The 16,324-nt window shown below is 38.4% G+C and carries 21 protein-coding genes; 2 read left to right on the top strand and 19 right to left on the bottom strand.

Annotated features, from left to right (window positions below; genetic code table 11):
• Window positions 1-360: 360 nt before the first annotated feature.
• The 10 genes from G587_RS0105405 to G587_RS0105450 all read right to left on the bottom strand — a co-directional run bounded on the left by G587_RS0105405 (window position 361) and on the right by G587_RS0105450 (window position 5,410).
• Window positions 361-948, bottom strand: coding sequence for an HD domain-containing protein (locus G587_RS0105405; RefSeq protein WP_026491407.1), 588 nt, complete (start codon window positions 946-948; stop codon window positions 361-363).
• A 3-nt stretch (window positions 949-951) separates the two neighbouring features.
• A complete protein-coding gene (locus G587_RS0105410) occupies window positions 952-1,293 on the bottom strand; it encodes an arsenate reductase family protein (RefSeq protein ID WP_026491408.1) in 342 nt (113 codons plus the stop codon).
• Window positions 1,294-1,296: 3 nt separating this feature from the next.
• On the bottom strand, window positions 1,297-2,085 hold the full coding sequence (locus tag G587_RS21515) for a DUF6429 family protein (protein ID WP_330364394.1): 789 nt from the start codon (window positions 2,083-2,085) through the stop codon (window positions 1,297-1,299).
• Window positions 2,057-2,629 (bottom strand): DUF4298 domain-containing protein, encoded by a 573-nt coding sequence (locus tag G587_RS0105420; RefSeq protein ID WP_242830038.1) that lies wholly within the window; start codon window positions 2,627-2,629, stop codon window positions 2,057-2,059. The genes G587_RS21515 and G587_RS0105420 overlap by 29 nt, the downstream gene beginning before the upstream one ends.
• Window positions 2,622-3,209 carry a hypothetical protein gene (locus G587_RS26125; RefSeq protein WP_035785860.1) on the bottom strand — a complete coding sequence of 196 codons (588 nt, stop codon included), beginning with the start codon at window positions 3,207-3,209 and terminating at the stop codon, window positions 2,622-2,624. Before G587_RS26125 ends, G587_RS0105420 begins: the two co-directional genes overlap by 8 nt.
• The gene (locus G587_RS25365; protein ID WP_155829433.1) at window positions 3,210-3,371 is read right to left on the bottom strand and encodes a hypothetical protein; all 162 of its coding nucleotides are present in this window, start codon (window positions 3,369-3,371) and stop codon (window positions 3,210-3,212) included.
• A gap of 7 nt (window positions 3,372-3,378) precedes the next feature.
• A complete protein-coding gene (locus G587_RS0105435; RefSeq protein WP_026491411.1) occupies window positions 3,379-3,990 on the bottom strand; it encodes a DNA-3-methyladenine glycosylase I in 612 nt (203 codons plus the stop codon).
• A 530-nt stretch (window positions 3,991-4,520) separates the two neighbouring features.
• Window positions 4,521-4,832, bottom strand: a complete 312-nt coding sequence (locus tag G587_RS0105440) for a YbjQ family protein (protein WP_026491412.1) — start codon at window positions 4,830-4,832, stop codon at window positions 4,521-4,523.
• A gap of 15 nt (window positions 4,833-4,847) precedes the next feature.
• The gene (locus tag G587_RS0105445) at window positions 4,848-5,084 is read right to left on the bottom strand and encodes a GlsB/YeaQ/YmgE family stress response membrane protein (RefSeq protein WP_026491413.1); all 237 of its coding nucleotides are present in this window, start codon (window positions 5,082-5,084) and stop codon (window positions 4,848-4,850) included.
• A 26-nt stretch (window positions 5,085-5,110) separates the two neighbouring features.
• On the bottom strand, window positions 5,111-5,410 hold the full coding sequence (locus tag G587_RS0105450; RefSeq protein ID WP_026491414.1) for a hypothetical protein: 300 nt from the start codon (window positions 5,408-5,410) through the stop codon (window positions 5,111-5,113).
• Between the two features lie 189 nt (window positions 5,411-5,599).
• Between G587_RS0105450 and G587_RS25370 the strand changes: the two genes are divergently transcribed.
• Window positions 5,600-5,746, top strand: a complete 147-nt coding sequence (locus G587_RS25370; protein ID WP_155829434.1) for a hypothetical protein — start codon at window positions 5,600-5,602, stop codon at window positions 5,744-5,746.
• Between the two features lie 230 nt (window positions 5,747-5,976).
• On the opposite strand, the gene G587_RS0105460 is transcribed toward G587_RS25370, so the two are convergent.
• Window positions 5,977-6,270 (bottom strand): hypothetical protein, encoded by a 294-nt coding sequence (locus G587_RS0105460; RefSeq protein WP_026491415.1) that lies wholly within the window; start codon window positions 6,268-6,270, stop codon window positions 5,977-5,979.
• 83 nt (window positions 6,271-6,353) lie between these two features.
• Complete coding sequence (locus tag G587_RS21530) at window positions 6,354-8,189, bottom strand: IS1096 element passenger TnpR family protein (RefSeq protein ID WP_035785863.1); 1,836 nt, start codon at window positions 8,187-8,189, stop codon at window positions 6,354-6,356.
• Window positions 8,190-8,372: 183 nt separating this feature from the next.
• Here G587_RS21530 and G587_RS0105475 point away from each other — a divergent pair, with 183 nt between their 5' ends.
• Complete coding sequence (locus G587_RS0105475; RefSeq protein WP_026491417.1) at window positions 8,373-8,591, top strand: hypothetical protein; 219 nt, start codon at window positions 8,373-8,375, stop codon at window positions 8,589-8,591.
• 111 nt (window positions 8,592-8,702) lie between these two features.
• On the opposite strand, the gene G587_RS21535 is transcribed toward G587_RS0105475, so the two are convergent.
• From G587_RS21535 to G587_RS0105515, 7 genes are all read right to left on the bottom strand, one after another.
• Window positions 8,703-10,331, bottom strand: a complete 1,629-nt coding sequence (locus tag G587_RS21535; RefSeq protein WP_051200773.1) for a hypothetical protein — start codon at window positions 10,329-10,331, stop codon at window positions 8,703-8,705.
• Window positions 10,332-10,344: 13 nt separating this feature from the next.
• Entirely contained in the window at window positions 10,345-10,923 is a 579-nt protein-coding gene (locus G587_RS0105485; protein ID WP_026491418.1) for a hypothetical protein, read from the bottom strand.
• Between the two features lie 34 nt (window positions 10,924-10,957).
• A complete protein-coding gene (locus tag G587_RS24210) occupies window positions 10,958-12,415 on the bottom strand; it encodes a DNA/RNA non-specific endonuclease (protein ID WP_051200775.1) in 1,458 nt (485 codons plus the stop codon).
• Window positions 12,412-14,259: a hypothetical protein gene (locus tag G587_RS21545; protein WP_155829435.1), complete on the bottom strand. Its 1,848-nt coding sequence runs from the start codon at window positions 14,257-14,259 to the stop codon at window positions 12,412-12,414. The genes G587_RS24210 and G587_RS21545 overlap by 4 nt, the downstream gene beginning before the upstream one ends.
• 70 nt (window positions 14,260-14,329) lie before the next feature.
• The gene (locus G587_RS0105500) at window positions 14,330-14,995 is read right to left on the bottom strand and encodes a hypothetical protein (protein ID WP_026491419.1); all 666 of its coding nucleotides are present in this window, start codon (window positions 14,993-14,995) and stop codon (window positions 14,330-14,332) included.
• Between the two features lie 400 nt (window positions 14,996-15,395).
• Window positions 15,396-15,665, bottom strand: a complete 270-nt coding sequence (locus tag G587_RS0105510) for a hypothetical protein (protein WP_026491420.1) — start codon at window positions 15,663-15,665, stop codon at window positions 15,396-15,398.
• A 42-nt stretch (window positions 15,666-15,707) separates the two neighbouring features.
• Complete coding sequence (locus G587_RS0105515) at window positions 15,708-16,220, bottom strand: hypothetical protein (RefSeq protein WP_026491421.1); 513 nt, start codon at window positions 16,218-16,220, stop codon at window positions 15,708-15,710.
• Window positions 16,221-16,324: the final 104 nt, after the last annotated feature.

Below are 16,324 nucleotides of genomic sequence, written 5' to 3' on the forward strand. Positions count from 1 at the left end.
ATAATATCCATTGGTTTTACTTCTTATGCATTTGGTGTTTTGTAGTGGTTATCATGTTTTGTAGCTTAAGAATAATATATATTTGTCCTTGTTAATATCATTCATATTGCTTTTTTACCATTATAATTGTGCAATATTGAAACCGACTTGACTTGACCTCCGACCTTTCGAACTTGAGATTTCGAATTTTATGGAATTAAAACAGACAATGATATACAAAAGATGACAGTAATGAACTTCCATACGACAGTGGTGGACTATACGTAGACAGCTATGGTTTTTAGTGTCAGTCGATTTGCTCCATATAAAAACAGCTGCGGATTTTTAACTCCACAGCTGCCCATCTTATCATTCTTTATATCATCCCTTTATGTTTCCTTTGCTTATATGTTCCCGTATTATCTGATCTGTAAGCTCATATAGCTTTTCAGAACCTTCCTTTGTCTTTGACTGCCTGCCATATACCTGTTCCTTTGTGACACCATGCTCTCTCCAGTCTCCTCCATCGTTACTGTTATTCAGCATAAGCGGCTGAAGGTTATCCATGGCATGTGCAAACTTGGATTCAGGAGTTTCATTTTCCTCAAACTCATCAAAAAGAGCTGTCAGTTCCTTTTTCTGGTCCTCCGGTAAAATCGAGAATATCCTTTCCTTGGCTGCATCCTCGCGTTCCTTCTGGGTAGCAAGCCCCTCTTTGTCGTATGCATATGTATCGCCGGCATCAATCTCAACTATGTCATGAATAAGGCACATTATCATGACTCTTGAAATATCAATCTCACTATTTGAGTATTCCTTAAGCAGATACGCCATGATAGCCATATGCCAGGCGTGCTCCGCATCATTTTCATTTCTGCCTTTTCCTGACAGATGAGTCTGCCTGAATACATTCTTTTCTTTATCTATCTCCAAGGCAAACTCCATTTGCTTTCTCAATCTGTCATCCATTATTTATTCCCACTTCTTCCACACCTCAGGCTGATATCCCAGCGTGGACTGCTTACCGTTTCTAACAACAGGTGTCTTTATTATCTGCTGATTCTCAAGCAGTTTTTCCAGTTTATCTTCATCTGCAATATACTGGATAAGTGCGACTGCATCCTTATCCTTAGCATCAGGATTAATCATGTTCATTATACCGCCATTAGCACTTGCAACGGAAGTCAGTTCACCTTTACTCATGCCTTTTTCCTTCATATCAATGAACTGATATTTGATGCCGCGCTCCTTGAAAAAACGCTCCGCCTTCTTTGTATCATTGCACTTTTTGGTGCCAAAGATCTGTATATTCATTCATTATTCCTCATCAAAATATATTTCATGGTTGAGTATGATATCCATTTCATGCCATTTTTCTCCGCCCCACTCAGATGCGGATTCTCCCCTGTCCAGGAATCCAAACTTGCTGTACATCTTAACTATATTAGCATGACACGTAAGCACCAATCTCAACCTTCCACGTTCCTGTTCTCTTCGACAATAGTTATATACAAGCTCCCTTCCAAGTCCCTGTTTTCTGTATTCCGGGAGCACATCAAGGCCAAGTATCATGACATTCTTCCCTTCCGGATTATGAGTACCGGCATCAGTGAAAAATTCATCCCTGAAACAGAACTCATCTGTTGCAATTCCGTTGAGAAAACCAGCAATCTTACCCGTTTCCTTATCTATCGCCACCATAAACAGATCGCCGGCTGCCTTTATGCGCTCTATCATGTTCTCTCTGGAACATGCTTCATTAGGAGGAAAGCATATTCTTTCTATCTCAGCTACTTCTTCTGTCTCCTCAGGTTTTATTGTACGAAAACTGTATCTCTCATATAAATCATAATCTTTAGAATCGATTTCTCCGAGCAGTTCCCGTGCCTTAGTCCTGCCTGCTTCTGTAAGGTAAACATATTTATATGTTCCCCTGCTTTTCCTTGGATTTACAATATAACCTTCATCATCAAGCCTGTCTATGCAATCAAAATCGTAATTTTTCCATGACATCTCATTAAAAGGATTGCCTTCTCCGTCATTAAAACGAGTCAGATACATGAGCGCCAAAGTAAGTTCATCTATCGCCTGTTTCCTTGTCTTCATCGTCAGTAGTACCTATCCTCTCCAATAATTCTCTATTACGCTCCAGTACATTATAAATACCATCTTCAGAAAGTACTCCTCTCTTCAGCCTGTCCGGAAATTCTCCTTTTTCATCCATTGAAAAATCATCCTTCCACTGCTGGCTCGTGTAATATGATTCCAGCTTCTTTATCTCCAGCTGGAACTCTCTGTATTCTTCAATCTGTTTTTCAAGCGAATCCATTTTTTCCTGGGCCTTGTCCAATATTTTCTCCATCAAGAAAATATGCTGTGGCACTTTCTCAGACAATAGCCGATTACGATACTGCTTTTTCTTGGAATTATATCGCTGCACTATCTCATGATCAGGTATCCAGATTTCTGCTTTCTCTATCTTGTCCATAACAAGCATTATTGCCTCATCATTAGTAAGTCCTTCCTCAACCTGTTTCTTATATGCAGAATACATCCATTCTGAAATCTTAACCCGTTGCTTTTCTTTCAGCTGCTTAAAGGTTTTATTCATTTGGAGCAGTTGTCCGTTTACCTTCTTATGTTTACTCATATATCACCATAATGTTTTTGTCCCAGTATCCATCAATATGCTTTTCTGCTGTCACAATACCTTCCATATCTTTCCAGGCATCGTACCATTCGTCCGGAATAAGATCATCCAACACTACAGGCCCTACGCCATCCACGTACGGACCTAATTTTTCAAGCGTCTTTCTCAACTTTGTCCTGGCTTGTGTTTTTTCATTATCCCTGAGAAGATCCAGAATATCATTAGCCTGCTCACCCTTAACGCCATCATAAAAGCCATAATAACCGCCATCATCAAAAGGATCTTTCTCATCGACAATACGAGATATCACGATTGGATATTCCGCTACATCAGACACCGCTATAATGTAACGCTCACTCCTTTTATTGGCAACTATTACACCATATCTGACATGTATAAGCGGCCATCTGTCCCCAACTTCAAGTTCATTTTCTGTTAGCCACTCATCCTCTACAGAGACATACTTTTCATTTCCATCATCATCTATAAGAGTAACCGAAACCTTGGGCTTTTCTCCAGGCTTCAATTCTTCACATCCATAGTCTCCATCAAAAATCTGTTTTATCTTCCACTGTATCATTTATATCTTATATCCTCTGCATTCCCCAGAATCAGGACGCTCAATAATAAAATCCTTCGGATCCAGTTCTTCCTCATCTCCGAAGAGATTTATCTGCTTTGCTCCCTCTATCATTTCATCATAAGACTGTTTCTCAGCCTCAGTCAGTTCCCTGATTTGCATACTGCCTCTAATAAACCTCTTTATCCCTGCGTTTATTTACTGTCTCATTTTCTGCGTTTATCTTTGAAAAACATGGGCAGGTCTCATCATGGTCATTTATGATACCGCAGGCCTGCAGGTGCGAATAAATCGTTACTTCACCAACATACTTGAATCCACGTTTCTTCAGGTCTTTTCTGATAGCCTTAGACAGCCCGTTACTTACCGGTATTTTACCTCCAAGCTTACTGTGACCGTTATACAGAATGATCTTATTATCAGAATATGACCACATATAGTTACAGAAGCTTCCGAACTCTTCACGTACCTTCTGAAAGCACTTTGCATTGTTTATAACAGCAGCTATCTTCCGGGGAGACTTTATCATATCCTCAGTATCAAGGATTCTCTGAATATCTGCATCATCATAGGCTGCAATCTTGTCATAATCAAATCCATCAAAACATGACCTGAAAATCTCGCGCTTTTTAAGCATCAGATCCCAGGAAAGGCCGCACTGCATACACTCCAACATCAGATGTTCAAACATCTTTTTGTCATCATGCACCGGAATACCCCATTCATTATCGTGATAAGTCTTATTCCGTTCGTTGAAATCAGCCCATCCGCAGTAACCCATGCTATTGCCTTCCTTTATTTATGTGCCATGAATAAATTATATCTCAGATGCAGCCTTCAAAATAGCCATATAATAGAAAAAAGCTGCCCATCTTAGGCAGCTGTTATTTTAGGGAGGATGCTGCCTGATTCTTCACCAGACAGCAGTTATGAAAAAGTTATTATCAATATTAACAAGAGTTTCTGTCCTCTTGATAGCTTTATGATACAGCCAGAAACTTAACTCATCTTAAAAATGCTTTGAACAGTTTGTAAATAAATACCCGATAACGTTCATAATCTGTTTACATGACTTTTGGTTTGAATTTAGGTTCAAAATGTATAGTAATATCATCAAGAGGAACATACCCCCTCCTGATAACCCCCCTCATAAGAAAACTTTTCTTCATAGCACAAAAGCCAGTAGTCGCGATGATTACTGGCTTCCCCTCATTTATAAGAAGATTCCGAAAGGATTTTTTGAATTAAAATAGCCCTCCCCTCCGCATATTTACGAAGAAGAGAGCCAACCCCAAATGATATGCTTGCCTCTCAAACAAACTTTACAGCTGTTCCATAAGCCATTATCTCAGCTGCACTCTGCATTACAGAAGATGAGGAATATCGTATTCCAACAATCGCATCTGCCCCAAGAGCTTCTGCTTCCTTGATCATCCTGTCTGTGGCAAGACTTCTGGCCTTACCCATCATCTCGGTATAGCTTCCAAGCTCACCACCTACCAGAGTCTTAAGACCGGATCCGATATCCTTAAAAGCATTAACTGTCTGAATAGTGCTTCCCTTTACAAGTCCCAGCATTTCCAGATTCTTTCCGGATATTGTTTCTGTAGTAACCATCATCATACTTTGCCACCTCCTTTAAAACAGCTTTCTACCAAGCCAGATGCAAATGCATGCACCAACAGTTGATACAATCAGGCTGCCTATTAAGCCTGTAGCTGTAAATCCAATAAGCTTGAATACAAATCCACCGACCACTCCGCCAAGCACACCAAGAATAATATTCTTAAGTGTTCCTGACTTCTCGTTCATGATATTGCTGCCTATAAAACCTGCTATAGCTCCAAGGATAAGTCCACCAATAATTCCAAACATGTTGTTTGCCTCCAATCTTACTTTTCTCAGTTTTCCTGTACTATTACGATACCACCATATATGATAGTTCTTTTTCCATCCAGGTCAAATTTTACTTTTCCGCCTGTCTCGGTATCCTCTATATCAATCTTACCGGTATATGATGTGATCTCATTTCCATCATAGTCATACACCGTTACGGTTCGGTCAAGACCTCCGGAATACTCGGAATTTATTGACTTTAACGCTCTCTGCACAGATGCCTTGTTCAGCACAATTATGATAACCATGAAAATCATCACAAAAACAACTGCGATTCCTACTGTCTTTTTACTCTTTTTATCCATAACAAACCTCCCAGACGTCTGCTTATATGTTCAAGCTATTTTGGACTCTTCCGCAGACAACTGTCTGTTGATGATATAAGTATATGTCCGGTTCATGTCATAATACATATTCATAGTTGCAATATCGATAACCTTATTCCCCATAAGTGGTAAAATATAGGAAACGATTTCTTATGCGAGGTGAAGAAAATGCCAAAAGAAAACAAGAATCATGATAACAAAACTCCAAAAAATAAAGATATGCTAATAGGTGCAGGAGCATTACTCTCAGTAATAGCCGTACCCTTTACTATCCTTGCAGGACTCCTTTTAAATGACAGACGAAAAAATAAATGATTTATGTTCACTTAAGTTTCGGATGATAATATACATACATCGGGAGATGAAAATCTTCTGGAAATAGCAAAGACACTTTTTTCATACAATTCTTCATAACAACCTGCCCGGGACAGCGCAGTTCCGGGCAACTCAAAAAACAATGCCGCGGTACTTGTGAACCAATACAAATACCACGGCTTTATTATATTCATTATTCGCTTAGAAGCTGTCCTGAACCTGTCATCATATCAGCTGCCCAGGATATCAATCAGGCATCGCTCAAGGTTATCACTCATTTCCTCAGGTTTAAAGTACTCATAAGCAAGTTTAGCAACACCTTTGAAACGCTCATCATCCGAGGGTTTTATATTTGCCCAGCGAATGGCATATAGAGCAAGCATTCCCAAATACTCGCGTGTAGGAGTTCCTTCAGCATGGATTTTTTCTTTTCCTACCTCCCGAATAAAACTCGAAACCGCAATAGCAACATATGCTTCGGGATTAGTTGCATCAAGTCCATAATTTGCAGGTAAGATAATCATAATCGCCTCCTATTATTCCAAGAATTGAAAGAGCTTAATTGAACTATAACACAAGAATACCGCTACCTTAAGGTCACAGATTTTTACAGCATATTCTCAGGCTTGCTCATCCTGCCCGTCCACCCAAGGCTCCTTGCCCAGGTCCTCATGCTCTCCTTTTCTTCTGGATCGTCACCTGCAAGAGTCTCAAGCATTTCATAAAAACCACCTATTCCACCGACATCATCAACTAAATACAGCCCATCTGCAGCAACGCATTTCGGTCGCTGTTTCACATCTATATATGCCAGCTCGCTGCGAAGTTCCTCATCTACTTCCTTACCATACTGGAAATATCTGTATCTTCTAAGCCCATCGCTTTCCTTCATGATATCCACTACAAATACTCCGCAGGTGGAGAGATCGGCGTTAGTCTTACGGTCATACTGATCAAGTACTGTAATCTTTACGCACCAGTCATCACCATAATCGTACAGATAATATAATGTATCAAAAAGCGGTGTGAGCTTAGGATTATATTTGTTAAAAAGATCACTGCATCTGTCCTCATACAGTGGTATCAAAAAGTCTGCTGATTCTAACCACTCATCTGCACAACGCCCTGTCTCTTTTTTCAGATCTTCTGCGTGTCCATAGTATATGCGTCTATTAACTGCAGTTTTGTTACGTCTCCATAACTTTAGGCTATCTGCAGCATCATTCAGGTCCTTAATATACTCAGCACCCTTCTCATCTATCTTCTGTTCAGTTTCCTGTTTCTTTTCGGAAAGTCTCTCCAGCCACTTTTTATAAGCCTTCTCCCTGGTTTTCCCTTCCTTGGGGGCATTTGTTGTAAGCAGTTCCCCAAGCGTCAGTCTCTCTGTCAGGAAGTTCAGATTTTCCTCCATTATGATCTGATGTTCCATCTCATCAAGTGTCATGTCTGCTGTTATCTTGGTAAAATGCTCTGAAAAATCCTTTATCTGTCTCTGCGCATCAAAATATGTGTCACACACAGCCTTTTGTCTGTATGGGCCGATGTATTTTCTCTTGAACCAGCTCTTTACGCTCTCACCGGATTCATAGTCATCATCCCAGTAAAAATCGTTTGTATCATCATTAGGAAAATGCAGCAAGCTTCCGCAGAGATTTTCCCAGCCTCCGACTGTTCCCCTTGTAAGCGCCTTGAATTCCTCTGGTGGTATTGAAAAATTGTGGAGATGACTGTTCTGCCACCCGAACAGGCGCTGAATCATATAGTGCATGGCATGAAGGTTCATTGTACTTGGAACCAGGACTTCCCTGGATATTCCTTCCTTTGCTTTAGCAAGTTTCAGGAAAGCATCTTTTTCATCACCTTCCATGCCAAGGCCATCGTCTTCACCGTAAATATAATCCTCAACAAGTTCCAGCTTTAGTCTGAATACAGATTCACTGTTATAAAACGGATTATTCTTAAGCTCTTCTTCGGTGTGGGGCTTCGTATTTATATTGCCCTCTCCTCCGGCTCCGTTTTTCATCAGATAATCCATATCTATACTGTAGCGATCAGTCTTCATTGCAGCTCCCTCCTTATTACGCATCTTCTCAGCTGCAACGTGCATACGATCTCGGTAATCCTTGGACTTAATGGCATCGGTCGAATCTGACTTTCCGTACTGACCGCGGCTGTATGGCAAAAATGTCTGTATTGTCCTTACATCCTTACCCAACTTTTCTGCGATTTCTTCAGTAGATAGGCCCTGCTGCCGAAGCTCTGCTATCTGCCTCGTCCGTTTAGAACTCCACAGCCCTTCAGTAATCAGAACCCTCTGCACCCTTACCTGGGTAGTCCCAAGTTTTTTGGCAATCTGGGCTATTGACTTTATGGTCTGGTATTCGTCTATAATATTCTGGTAAAGTTCATCAACCTCGTTGTTATCCGGTATCTTTTCCGTCACAGCATCTGCTTCCTTTCGATAAGTTTGGTAGCTACTGACCTAAAGATATCGTTTCTACTCGTTTGTGTCAACCTAGGTTTTGGAAGAAAATTTAATAAATTCTTAAAGTACAAATTCTCATCCAAATGATACAATATCTTGTAGGGATACATTAACCCTTCCACAATATAAAGGAGTCCAATCATGCCAGATTTAGCACTGTTTCCTTCCAGGATAACTATTGACGGTTTTGTTTATGACAAGCAGGGGTACAACGACATCGGAGGTGTCTTCTATAATTCCAAGGATAACCCGTCCGATATCACAAGCAAGTTCATCAGCCTTTATCCTGATGGCAAGCTCACCTATCTCTTCGACGGACTTGAATTTATCTGGAATAAGGATTTCCAGGTTGTGAAATAATAAAACACGCATAAAATCGCCAGGGTCTTCATCATCTCATGAAAAGATCCTGGCGTTTTGCTTGTCTCTATTTCCATTTTTTGATTTCAACATCACTTAGCTCTGAGAACTTTATACGTATCCTATTCTGTTTATACCAATAACGCCGCGTCTAACCATAACCAATTCCACGGTCTCATACTTAGTACGTTGTAGCTCAGTTCTCGCCACTTTCGCCGTCTTTAAACTGGCATGATTAACTTCCGCTCTTGGAATAACAGCCAAGTCTATACCCATTGAATACAAAATTTCCTCTGGTAACTCATAGTTCTGTTCAACCAAGCCAAAGCAAGTGAAACCACTCTCCACGCAAAACGAAATCAAACATCTTTCGCTAACATTAACGACCATTGATGCTACACAGCTTCCAATCAAACTACCTAACATATATCCTATTACCGGTAACTCTGGAGCAATCATCTGGCCTACAGTACCGCTTGCCAAAGCCGCCGAAGAAATCAAAAGCTCCTTAGTCAGCATACTTCCCATTTCTCTAGGCGATATTTTCCCACTTGCAACAAGTATACTATTTTTTGCAATATCCATTACTATAACTGTAAGAGCACCAATAACATGCGGATTAATATCTTTAAACTGTACTCCTAATTTTCCTGCTTTACACGATATTGTTAAAGCTGAAGATATCGCCCCTCTTAAAAACCCCTCCGAGCTGGCAGAAATAGCAGTAAAGCCAACTTTCTTTACCTGATCAATGTTAATTTCACCATTTTTAATTAACAAATCAACAGCTTTGATTATTTCTGGAGCAAGTTGCATAGCTAGAGTAATTACTGCCGCTGTGTATCCTGCTTTCAGCGCCTGCTGCATTATATATTCATTTGTTACAATATCACTCAAGTCCAAGCCCATGTCCTTTGGCTTAATCTCACCTTCTTTGATTAAAGCCGCAATAGCTTCAGCCTCTTCTTTTGTCAGAGGTTTTGACTCAACACCTTTTCCATCTACTATGCGATCCACAAGATGTTCCAAGGTTTCTTTATAGTTTTTTAACAATGCTAATCGATTTGATGTTTCTTTGCTAGATTCTTTGGCAATCTCCCTATTTAAATATGCTATTGCATCTTTTATTTGATCAGAAGGAATTAGTCTCTCCTGTCCATTATAGACAGACATAAGTAAACTCGAAATATCATACTCTTCTGAATTAGCTCTTATAAACTGTTCTAAAGTCAATCCTCCATTATCATTCTTATAACCTTCAATCAATTTCCTAATTTTGTCATTATTATCATACCCGTACTTAGTTAAATACTCTTCAAAAGATATTGCCTCTCCTTGACGTGGTTTTGCTAAGTACTCATGGTAGGCCTGAATCACATTCTTTGCTTGTGCATCTACACTAGCCTCAGCAACTCTTATATACTTAAGGCTATAATCCTTTCCAAAATTTGTGCTAACATCAACAGATGCATGGTCCGTGCTTCCCTCAACAGTTGCTCTATGTTCTGACCCACGTAATGCAGCACTAATATTAAATGTATCAGCATGATAGTATTCTGCAACAAACCCTTTTAATTGCTTAACACCAAGGTTATTCTTGCCTAATACATTCATTTCATCAACAATCTTTTGAACTGTATCTTCTACAGTAGTGATATATTCCTCAGATATACTTGCCGCATAATCACTTCCTATTTGTTTTGATGAATAATTCCAGCCATCTTCTATCGTTAATTGCATAAGGCATACCTCCTTATGACTTCATAAATGTTTCCAAATCATTTTCATAAAGCTGAAGTATTCCATATAAAAACATTTGTTGGCGAAGTTTAGATTTATCCATGAAGAAATCTGTCACAAATGATGCACCTAGTCCAAGCAAGCCAAACAATACTGTTATTCCGCCCTTTATTGCAACTTTCAATGGAAGTGCTTCCTGTTTCTTTTCTGGCAAGGTTTTCGTTTTAAAATCTTCTAAAAATTCTTTATACTCTTCTTTCTTTATTGCCCATTCGTTTACATTTATATATGCCTGCTTTCCAGCCCAACCATACTTTATACCCCATTTATCATATTTTACATCAATCACTGGCTCTAATTTATCTGTTCCCTTAATATTACCAATAAACAAAACTTTGCTTTCAATCGTTCCTGATTTTTTCTGTTCGAGCCACATTTTTTCATCCCAAGCTACAATTGTAACTGAACCATCTTGGGTACCTACGATTTTCCCATCAGGTGTATCATCATTTGTTTCAACTAATTTTTTTAACTGATTTAATACCAATTCATCCTTGTAAACTACTATCAATGTTTGAGCTTCTGATAACATATAATTCCCTCCATTTCTCACTCACCTATTGTTTTCATTTAAAGGCTGATGTAAAAAACTCTTCTTTTTTCAGCATAACTGGCACATACGCCTTAAGCACTTCAAAATACCTATATTCGAACTGTTTCAAAGATAAGTAACGTTGATATTCTGTCTCTCCATGGATTCCAGACATCCTAGCCTCATTTGCTAATGATGTAATCTCATTTTTCATAGAAGCATATGTATTTGAATCCTTCTGGTCTGCAAATAATATTTCTAAATGCCTACTCATTTCAAATATCACATCTGGATTGCTATCGCTAGCATTATATACAGCAAAAGGAATCATCCTATCGACTCCTATGGTAATATCTGCCACTTCATTCGTACCATCCATATAATTTATATTGATTCCAGGCTGAACATTGTAACAATACCTGTTAAAGCAGATACCTTCCCCTCTGTCTTCGACAGAATATGCTTCAACCTGAACACCAGATGCCACTAAATTATCTCCTTTGTAAACAGGTGTAGCCCTATACAAGACATGATTGCCAGTTTTTCTAACATAATCTGCCACTTTATCTTCCAGTGGTTTCATGCCTTCATTATTCATGTATGTAGTACCCGTTACGAGATTAACCTCTGTATCATTCCCAGCCAATTGATGAGCGATTAAATGACATCTATTATATAGATAACCAGGATTTGTTTCAGTTCCTAATATACTTTTATAGTGATGATCCTCCGACTTTTTCGGCCATCCAGATGGTTTTATCATCCCTATATCTTGTCTTGAATTTCCTGGAGGCATTATTTCCGGACCTATATTAGCAATAGCTACACCTGCTCTTCCATAGCCATCCAATGAACTATATTGATCAAATGACTGGGTGTTACTCTTTTGACTAGCAGAAAATGATGGTATATCTCCATTCAAAATAGTATATGGCTGCCCTGAATATGCTTGCATTACCTTGCCATTGATATTAACCTCTGTTTCTGATGGGTCATCTGCAAGATAATCAGCTAATATATGTGAATAATACAAAACAGCCGCAAAACTGTTACATTTACCGAATTTGCTTCCAAACAAATTATTTATCAATCCAAAATCAAATACTTTATTTACAGTATTCTGCAATACCTTCTTTCGACTTTCCTGCTTCTTAGTCGCTTTACCATTGCCTTCCCATAAATTGTGCGAATATTCCAATAACGAATCACCCTTAACATCTATCGCATCAATAGAAGGGACGCCCGAAACCTTCTGCTTTTTTAGATAATTAATCTTATCTTGACCTAACCCGTTAGACTGTTCACTACATAGATATAAAGCATTTGTCAGCATCTTAGCCTTGGTATCTGATGATTTAGTTTCCGCACCATCGCCAAATATTATTTGCAAGACATATGTATTTGATTGTTTTTCATTACAGGCATACACATTTGTGTTGAATGATAGTAATATTGAAACCGCTACTAATATAGTAATAGCTCGCTTTATCATTCTTTAACCCTTTCAAACTCAACACCATCAAAAATAAACGCCTTTTTAACAGGCACCACTTTGTAACAAAAATCGATATGCTTATCAGGTGATTCTTCCACCGGAGTTATAGATATAGTAATGTTCTCTCCGGAAACATAATCATAATCATCGCCTTCCTTGCTTATATATGTCACATCAAACTCAGAGCATTTCTGAGATTTCTTTGGCCTTTTTACTTTCTTTACTTCCCAATCACTTATGGTTTTTGTCTCATCACCTTTTGTTATTGTAATAACAAGATTCGACCGATCAGTGACTAAGGAAGCTGGTATAGTAACCTTATCCCCTTCAAAAGAAACGTTAATAGCATTTAAATCTAGGTTCTCATCTTTATGATCAAACCAAAATCTTTCATCCAATGCCTGAGTTAAAAATAAATTATCTCCATTTTCATGAAGAATATCCTCTAAATCCTGTTTTTCTTTTTTATCAATCTTTTTCTTATCTGCGAGAGCAAACAATAAATCACAATTTAAATACAATGCCTCACTAACAGGCGGCACTGCTACTTTACGTTCTTCCTTCATGAGCTTATTGTAGCTCTTAACCTCTTTCTTTTCTCTCTTTGTTGCATCACTTGCGGCTTTAACTTCCACTACATCTGCAAGATATGTGTCATTAAGCGATTTTTGCTCATCCACCAATACAACTATATTTTCTCTGACATTCTGATAAGCTTTATCTACATAGTCATTATCTTTAGTAATCGAGTACAAATCCATGTATATTTGAGCCGTAAAATACCGTATTCCCCAATCATCATCATGTGTGTTTTTATGTATAATTTCGCAATATTTTTCAGCTAACTCAATATACTCATCTTCATCCATTGTTTCTTTAGCAGAAATAATAGCCATCGGGAGAGTCTGAGCATAATCTATATCTTTTCTAAAAATACGTGTTGATATTTTTTCGTACTTCTTTATAGATTCTAAGCACTTATCATAATCATTATGGTTATAATAATCTTTTGCCAACTCAAGCCAATATGGTCCAAATTCTGCATATGTGCTCTGATTGGTTTCCAGCCATGAAATCTTACGCACCAACTGGGAATCTGGTTTACTCGACCATGAAACAAAATCTTCTACAGCACCTTTATTAAGCGCGTAATCACCTGGCAGATCATAAGCTCTTACCATGTCAAACATATAGGACAAAGCATTTTTCGTACTGTTATGTAGCTCAGCAGCTTCGCTATCATCTAATTCCCATCCGTCTTTTAGAAACTGCATATCTGCTTGCGAAGTAGCATTCTGATAATTTGTAGCAGAATCAATCGCCATATATAATACAGAAGCTGTAGCCTTTAACAAGCTTCCTGATTGTACTGCACTAAGCAGTCCGATTGGATTTGGAACAGCCTGCCTCATTGCCTGCGCTCTTTGTTGTTCATGTATATACTCTAGGCGCTTACGCTTGACAGTAATCATCCGATAATTTTCTATTGTATCCATCATGCTAGAAATCTGAGCCTGTGTTTTGGTATCCACAGAATTAGGATATAAATTATCAAATGAATTATAGGCAGATTCTAGGAAAATTTGATCGCCTTTATTGGCATTGACCTGCTGCGTTAATGAAGTCATGTAATTGAGCATATTTATGGAATTACGTTGTGTTGGCGTAAGAGAAGAACTCTCATCATCATCCGTCGCACTATCATTCGTAGTTGCAACTTCAACCACAAAATCTTCATCGCTGTTGGCTTTAGAAGCCTCCACATTTGTAGAGCCAACTGACAACAATAGTGCCATAGCTAAGATTCCTGATATACCTTGATTAATCATATATTTTCTCATGTTACCACCTATTCATTCATCAAAATTATATTCGTATGACTCAAAGCCATAAAAAAGCATTCTTTACTTATTATATCTCTTTAAGACATTTTTTTGCCTCATGTACTGCAATAAAAGTAAGTGCCAATATTGCTTCCTTAGAAACATCGTTATAGTTAATTTGATATGCAGTTTTGGAAATCTTATCCATAGGAATCATCTTGAATTCCTTATCTACACTAATATTCTGATCTTTATTGTCAATCCAAAAATCCCAAAAAAATGTTTTAAGTCCAAGTGTCTTTGTCCTACCTGCAGCTGCAATTTCTACTGTCCCAACCTGAGAATTTCCTATGATAATTGACAGTACTCGTGAATATTTTTTTCCACCGAAGAGGCCTGACTTAGCAGGCACTCCCAACCCAACGCTTCCAACAATATTTTCATTAAAATCATGTAAGTAGATATACGTTCCCTTCTTAGGAATAGTCGTAACATACTTGATCTGATTATCTGCATTTATAAATACATATGTCCTAATGCCGTCTTTTTCAGAGCATATACCTAACATACTGTTTTTATACAAAGTAAGCTTGGACCATAACTTGAACTTAGCTGTTATCTTTTCAGCTTTTTTCTCTTGATGTCTCTCGGAAGCTTTAGCCATCTCAGCTCCCGCTCCGGCTAATGTTGTAACCCCAGCTACAAATATTGTTTCATTCAATATTTCCTTTGCAACATCTATAAGCAATCCCATAGTCTTCTCCACTTCTGTTATATCTCACTTACGGCTAATCCACATGCTTTTTTCCATAGCAATAAACAACCATGAGTTTATAAGTCGCATATATGCAAAACCCTAGATTAATTCTATCATTGCAATTTGTCTGAATATATTAAATATCCATTAAATGTTATATATGGATATCAACAGATAATGCAAACAATGAAATTTGTTATCATCATCAAATAAATCCCTTGTTCCCATAACAAAATCCAATCTTATATAAAAAGGAGACAGCTGTTGCCATCTCCCCATTTATGTATCCTCCAACAAATATCTTCATCTGATAACTACATTGTAGATAATTACATGTCCAATAAAAATATCTCTAGTAATAACCGATCGGACCTGCAATTATTTCAAACAAGAACAATCAAAACTCATCTTCAAAATCGTCGGCATCAAAACCGGCATCTTCAAGTGCCTCGCGGCGCTCATCGGGATCCATCATCTCCAGCTCATCTCTATCAAGCCCTGCCATATCAAGCTCATCCTCAAGCACGTCTTCCTCGTCTATATCAGCACTTGAATCATCTGAGAAAAGCGTATCATTTATGAACGCCCACTCACCGCCATCTATATGGCCATCATGATTAAGGTCAAAGGGTGTATTTCCAAACATATCATCAAAAGGTCCTGTCATAACGTGCCTCCTTAAGCTAACTCACAACAGCAACTTCTATTTTCAATGGTTATCATTCCAGTAATCCTCTGCTGCATCGTATGCCTCGTCCTCATCTTCGTAATCGTCCTCGTAGTCATAGAACTCTTCATACTTATCATCAGCAAAATCCTGAGCTGATTTATAGTCATGAACTCCATAATAATCGTAACTCTTCTTTGATTTACCAGAGCTGCTGTTCTTCTTTTTGGAAGTACTCTTGCTGCTACTTGATGTATCCTTAGGCTTATGCTCGTAGCAATAGATGCTACCCGTACTTCTCTTCCTGGTGCAGCCTGCCTTGGCACAGTGCTTTGTGCTTGTGGTGGAAGAATAACTCTTGCTATTTGAATATGAGCTACTGTTAGAAGTTCCACTCTTATGCTCATAGCAATAAATACTTCCGGTACTTCTTTTCCTTGTACATCCGGACTTAGCACACTGGCTATTGTATGCAAAAGTGCTCACAGATGTAGTTCCAAATATGGTAATTGCAACAGCGAATGCCATTAAAAGACTGATTATTGATTTGTTCATAACTTACCGCCTCCTTCTCTTACTTGAAAACGGTGTGGTTCCTCTTTATACAAGAATAAACCTGTTTTATCTACAAATACACACCCGTTTCGGCGAAATATGAC

This window comes from Butyrivibrio sp. XPD2002 (assembly GCF_000423945.1).
Classification (GTDB): domain Bacteria; phylum Bacillota; class Clostridia; order Lachnospirales; family Lachnospiraceae; genus Butyrivibrio.

Bases quoted from the DNA above. Each gene is read 5' to 3' on its own strand.
- G587_RS0105405 (WP_026491407.1), bottom strand. From the start codon at position 948: ATGGATGACAGATTGAGAAAGCAAATGGAGTTTGCCTTGGAGATAGAT.
- G587_RS0105410 (WP_026491408.1), bottom strand. From the start codon at position 1,293: ATGAATATACAGATCTTTGGCACCAAAAAGTGCAATGATACAAAGAAG.
- G587_RS21515 (WP_330364394.1), bottom strand. From the start codon at position 2,085: ATGAAGACAAGGAAACAGGCGATAGATGAACTTACTTTGGCGCTCATG.
- G587_RS0105420 (WP_242830038.1), bottom strand. From the start codon at position 2,629: ATGAGTAAACATAAGAAGGTAAACGGACAACTGCTCCAAATGAATAAA.
- G587_RS26125 (WP_035785860.1), bottom strand. From the start codon at position 3,209: ATGATACAGTGGAAGATAAAACAGATTTTTGATGGAGACTATGGATGT.
- G587_RS25365 (WP_155829433.1), bottom strand. From the start codon at position 3,371: ATGCAAATCAGGGAACTGACTGAGGCTGAGAAACAGTCTTATGATGAA.
- G587_RS0105435 (WP_026491411.1), bottom strand. From the start codon at position 3,990: ATGGGTTACTGCGGATGGGCTGATTTCAACGAACGGAATAAGACTTAT.
- G587_RS0105440 (WP_026491412.1), bottom strand. From the start codon at position 4,832: ATGATGATGGTTACTACAGAAACAATATCCGGAAAGAATCTGGAAATG.
- G587_RS0105445 (WP_026491413.1), bottom strand. From the start codon at position 5,084: ATGTTTGGAATTATTGGTGGACTTATCCTTGGAGCTATAGCAGGTTTT.
- G587_RS0105450 (WP_026491414.1), bottom strand. From the start codon at position 5,410: ATGGATAAAAAGAGTAAAAAGACAGTAGGAATCGCAGTTGTTTTTGTG.
- G587_RS25370 (WP_155829434.1), top strand. From the start codon at position 5,600: ATGCCAAAAGAAAACAAGAATCATGATAACAAAACTCCAAAAAATAAA.
- G587_RS0105460 (WP_026491415.1), bottom strand. From the start codon at position 6,270: ATGATTATCTTACCTGCAAATTATGGACTTGATGCAACTAATCCCGAA.
- G587_RS0105475 (WP_026491417.1), top strand. From the start codon at position 8,373: ATGCCAGATTTAGCACTGTTTCCTTCCAGGATAACTATTGACGGTTTT.
- G587_RS21535 (WP_051200773.1), bottom strand. From the start codon at position 10,331: ATGCAATTAACGATAGAAGATGGCTGGAATTATTCATCAAAACAAATA.
- G587_RS0105485 (WP_026491418.1), bottom strand. From the start codon at position 10,923: ATGTTATCAGAAGCTCAAACATTGATAGTAGTTTACAAGGATGAATTG.
- G587_RS24210 (WP_051200775.1), bottom strand. From the start codon at position 12,415: ATGATAAAGCGAGCTATTACTATATTAGTAGCGGTTTCAATATTACTA.
- G587_RS21545 (WP_155829435.1), bottom strand. From the start codon at position 14,259: ATGAGAAAATATATGATTAATCAAGGTATATCAGGAATCTTAGCTATG.
- G587_RS0105500 (WP_026491419.1), bottom strand. From the start codon at position 14,995: ATGGGATTGCTTATAGATGTTGCAAAGGAAATATTGAATGAAACAATA.
- G587_RS0105510 (WP_026491420.1), bottom strand. From the start codon at position 15,665: ATGACAGGACCTTTTGATGATATGTTTGGAAATACACCCTTTGACCTT.
- G587_RS0105515 (WP_026491421.1), bottom strand. From the start codon at position 16,220: ATGAACAAATCAATAATCAGTCTTTTAATGGCATTCGCTGTTGCAATT.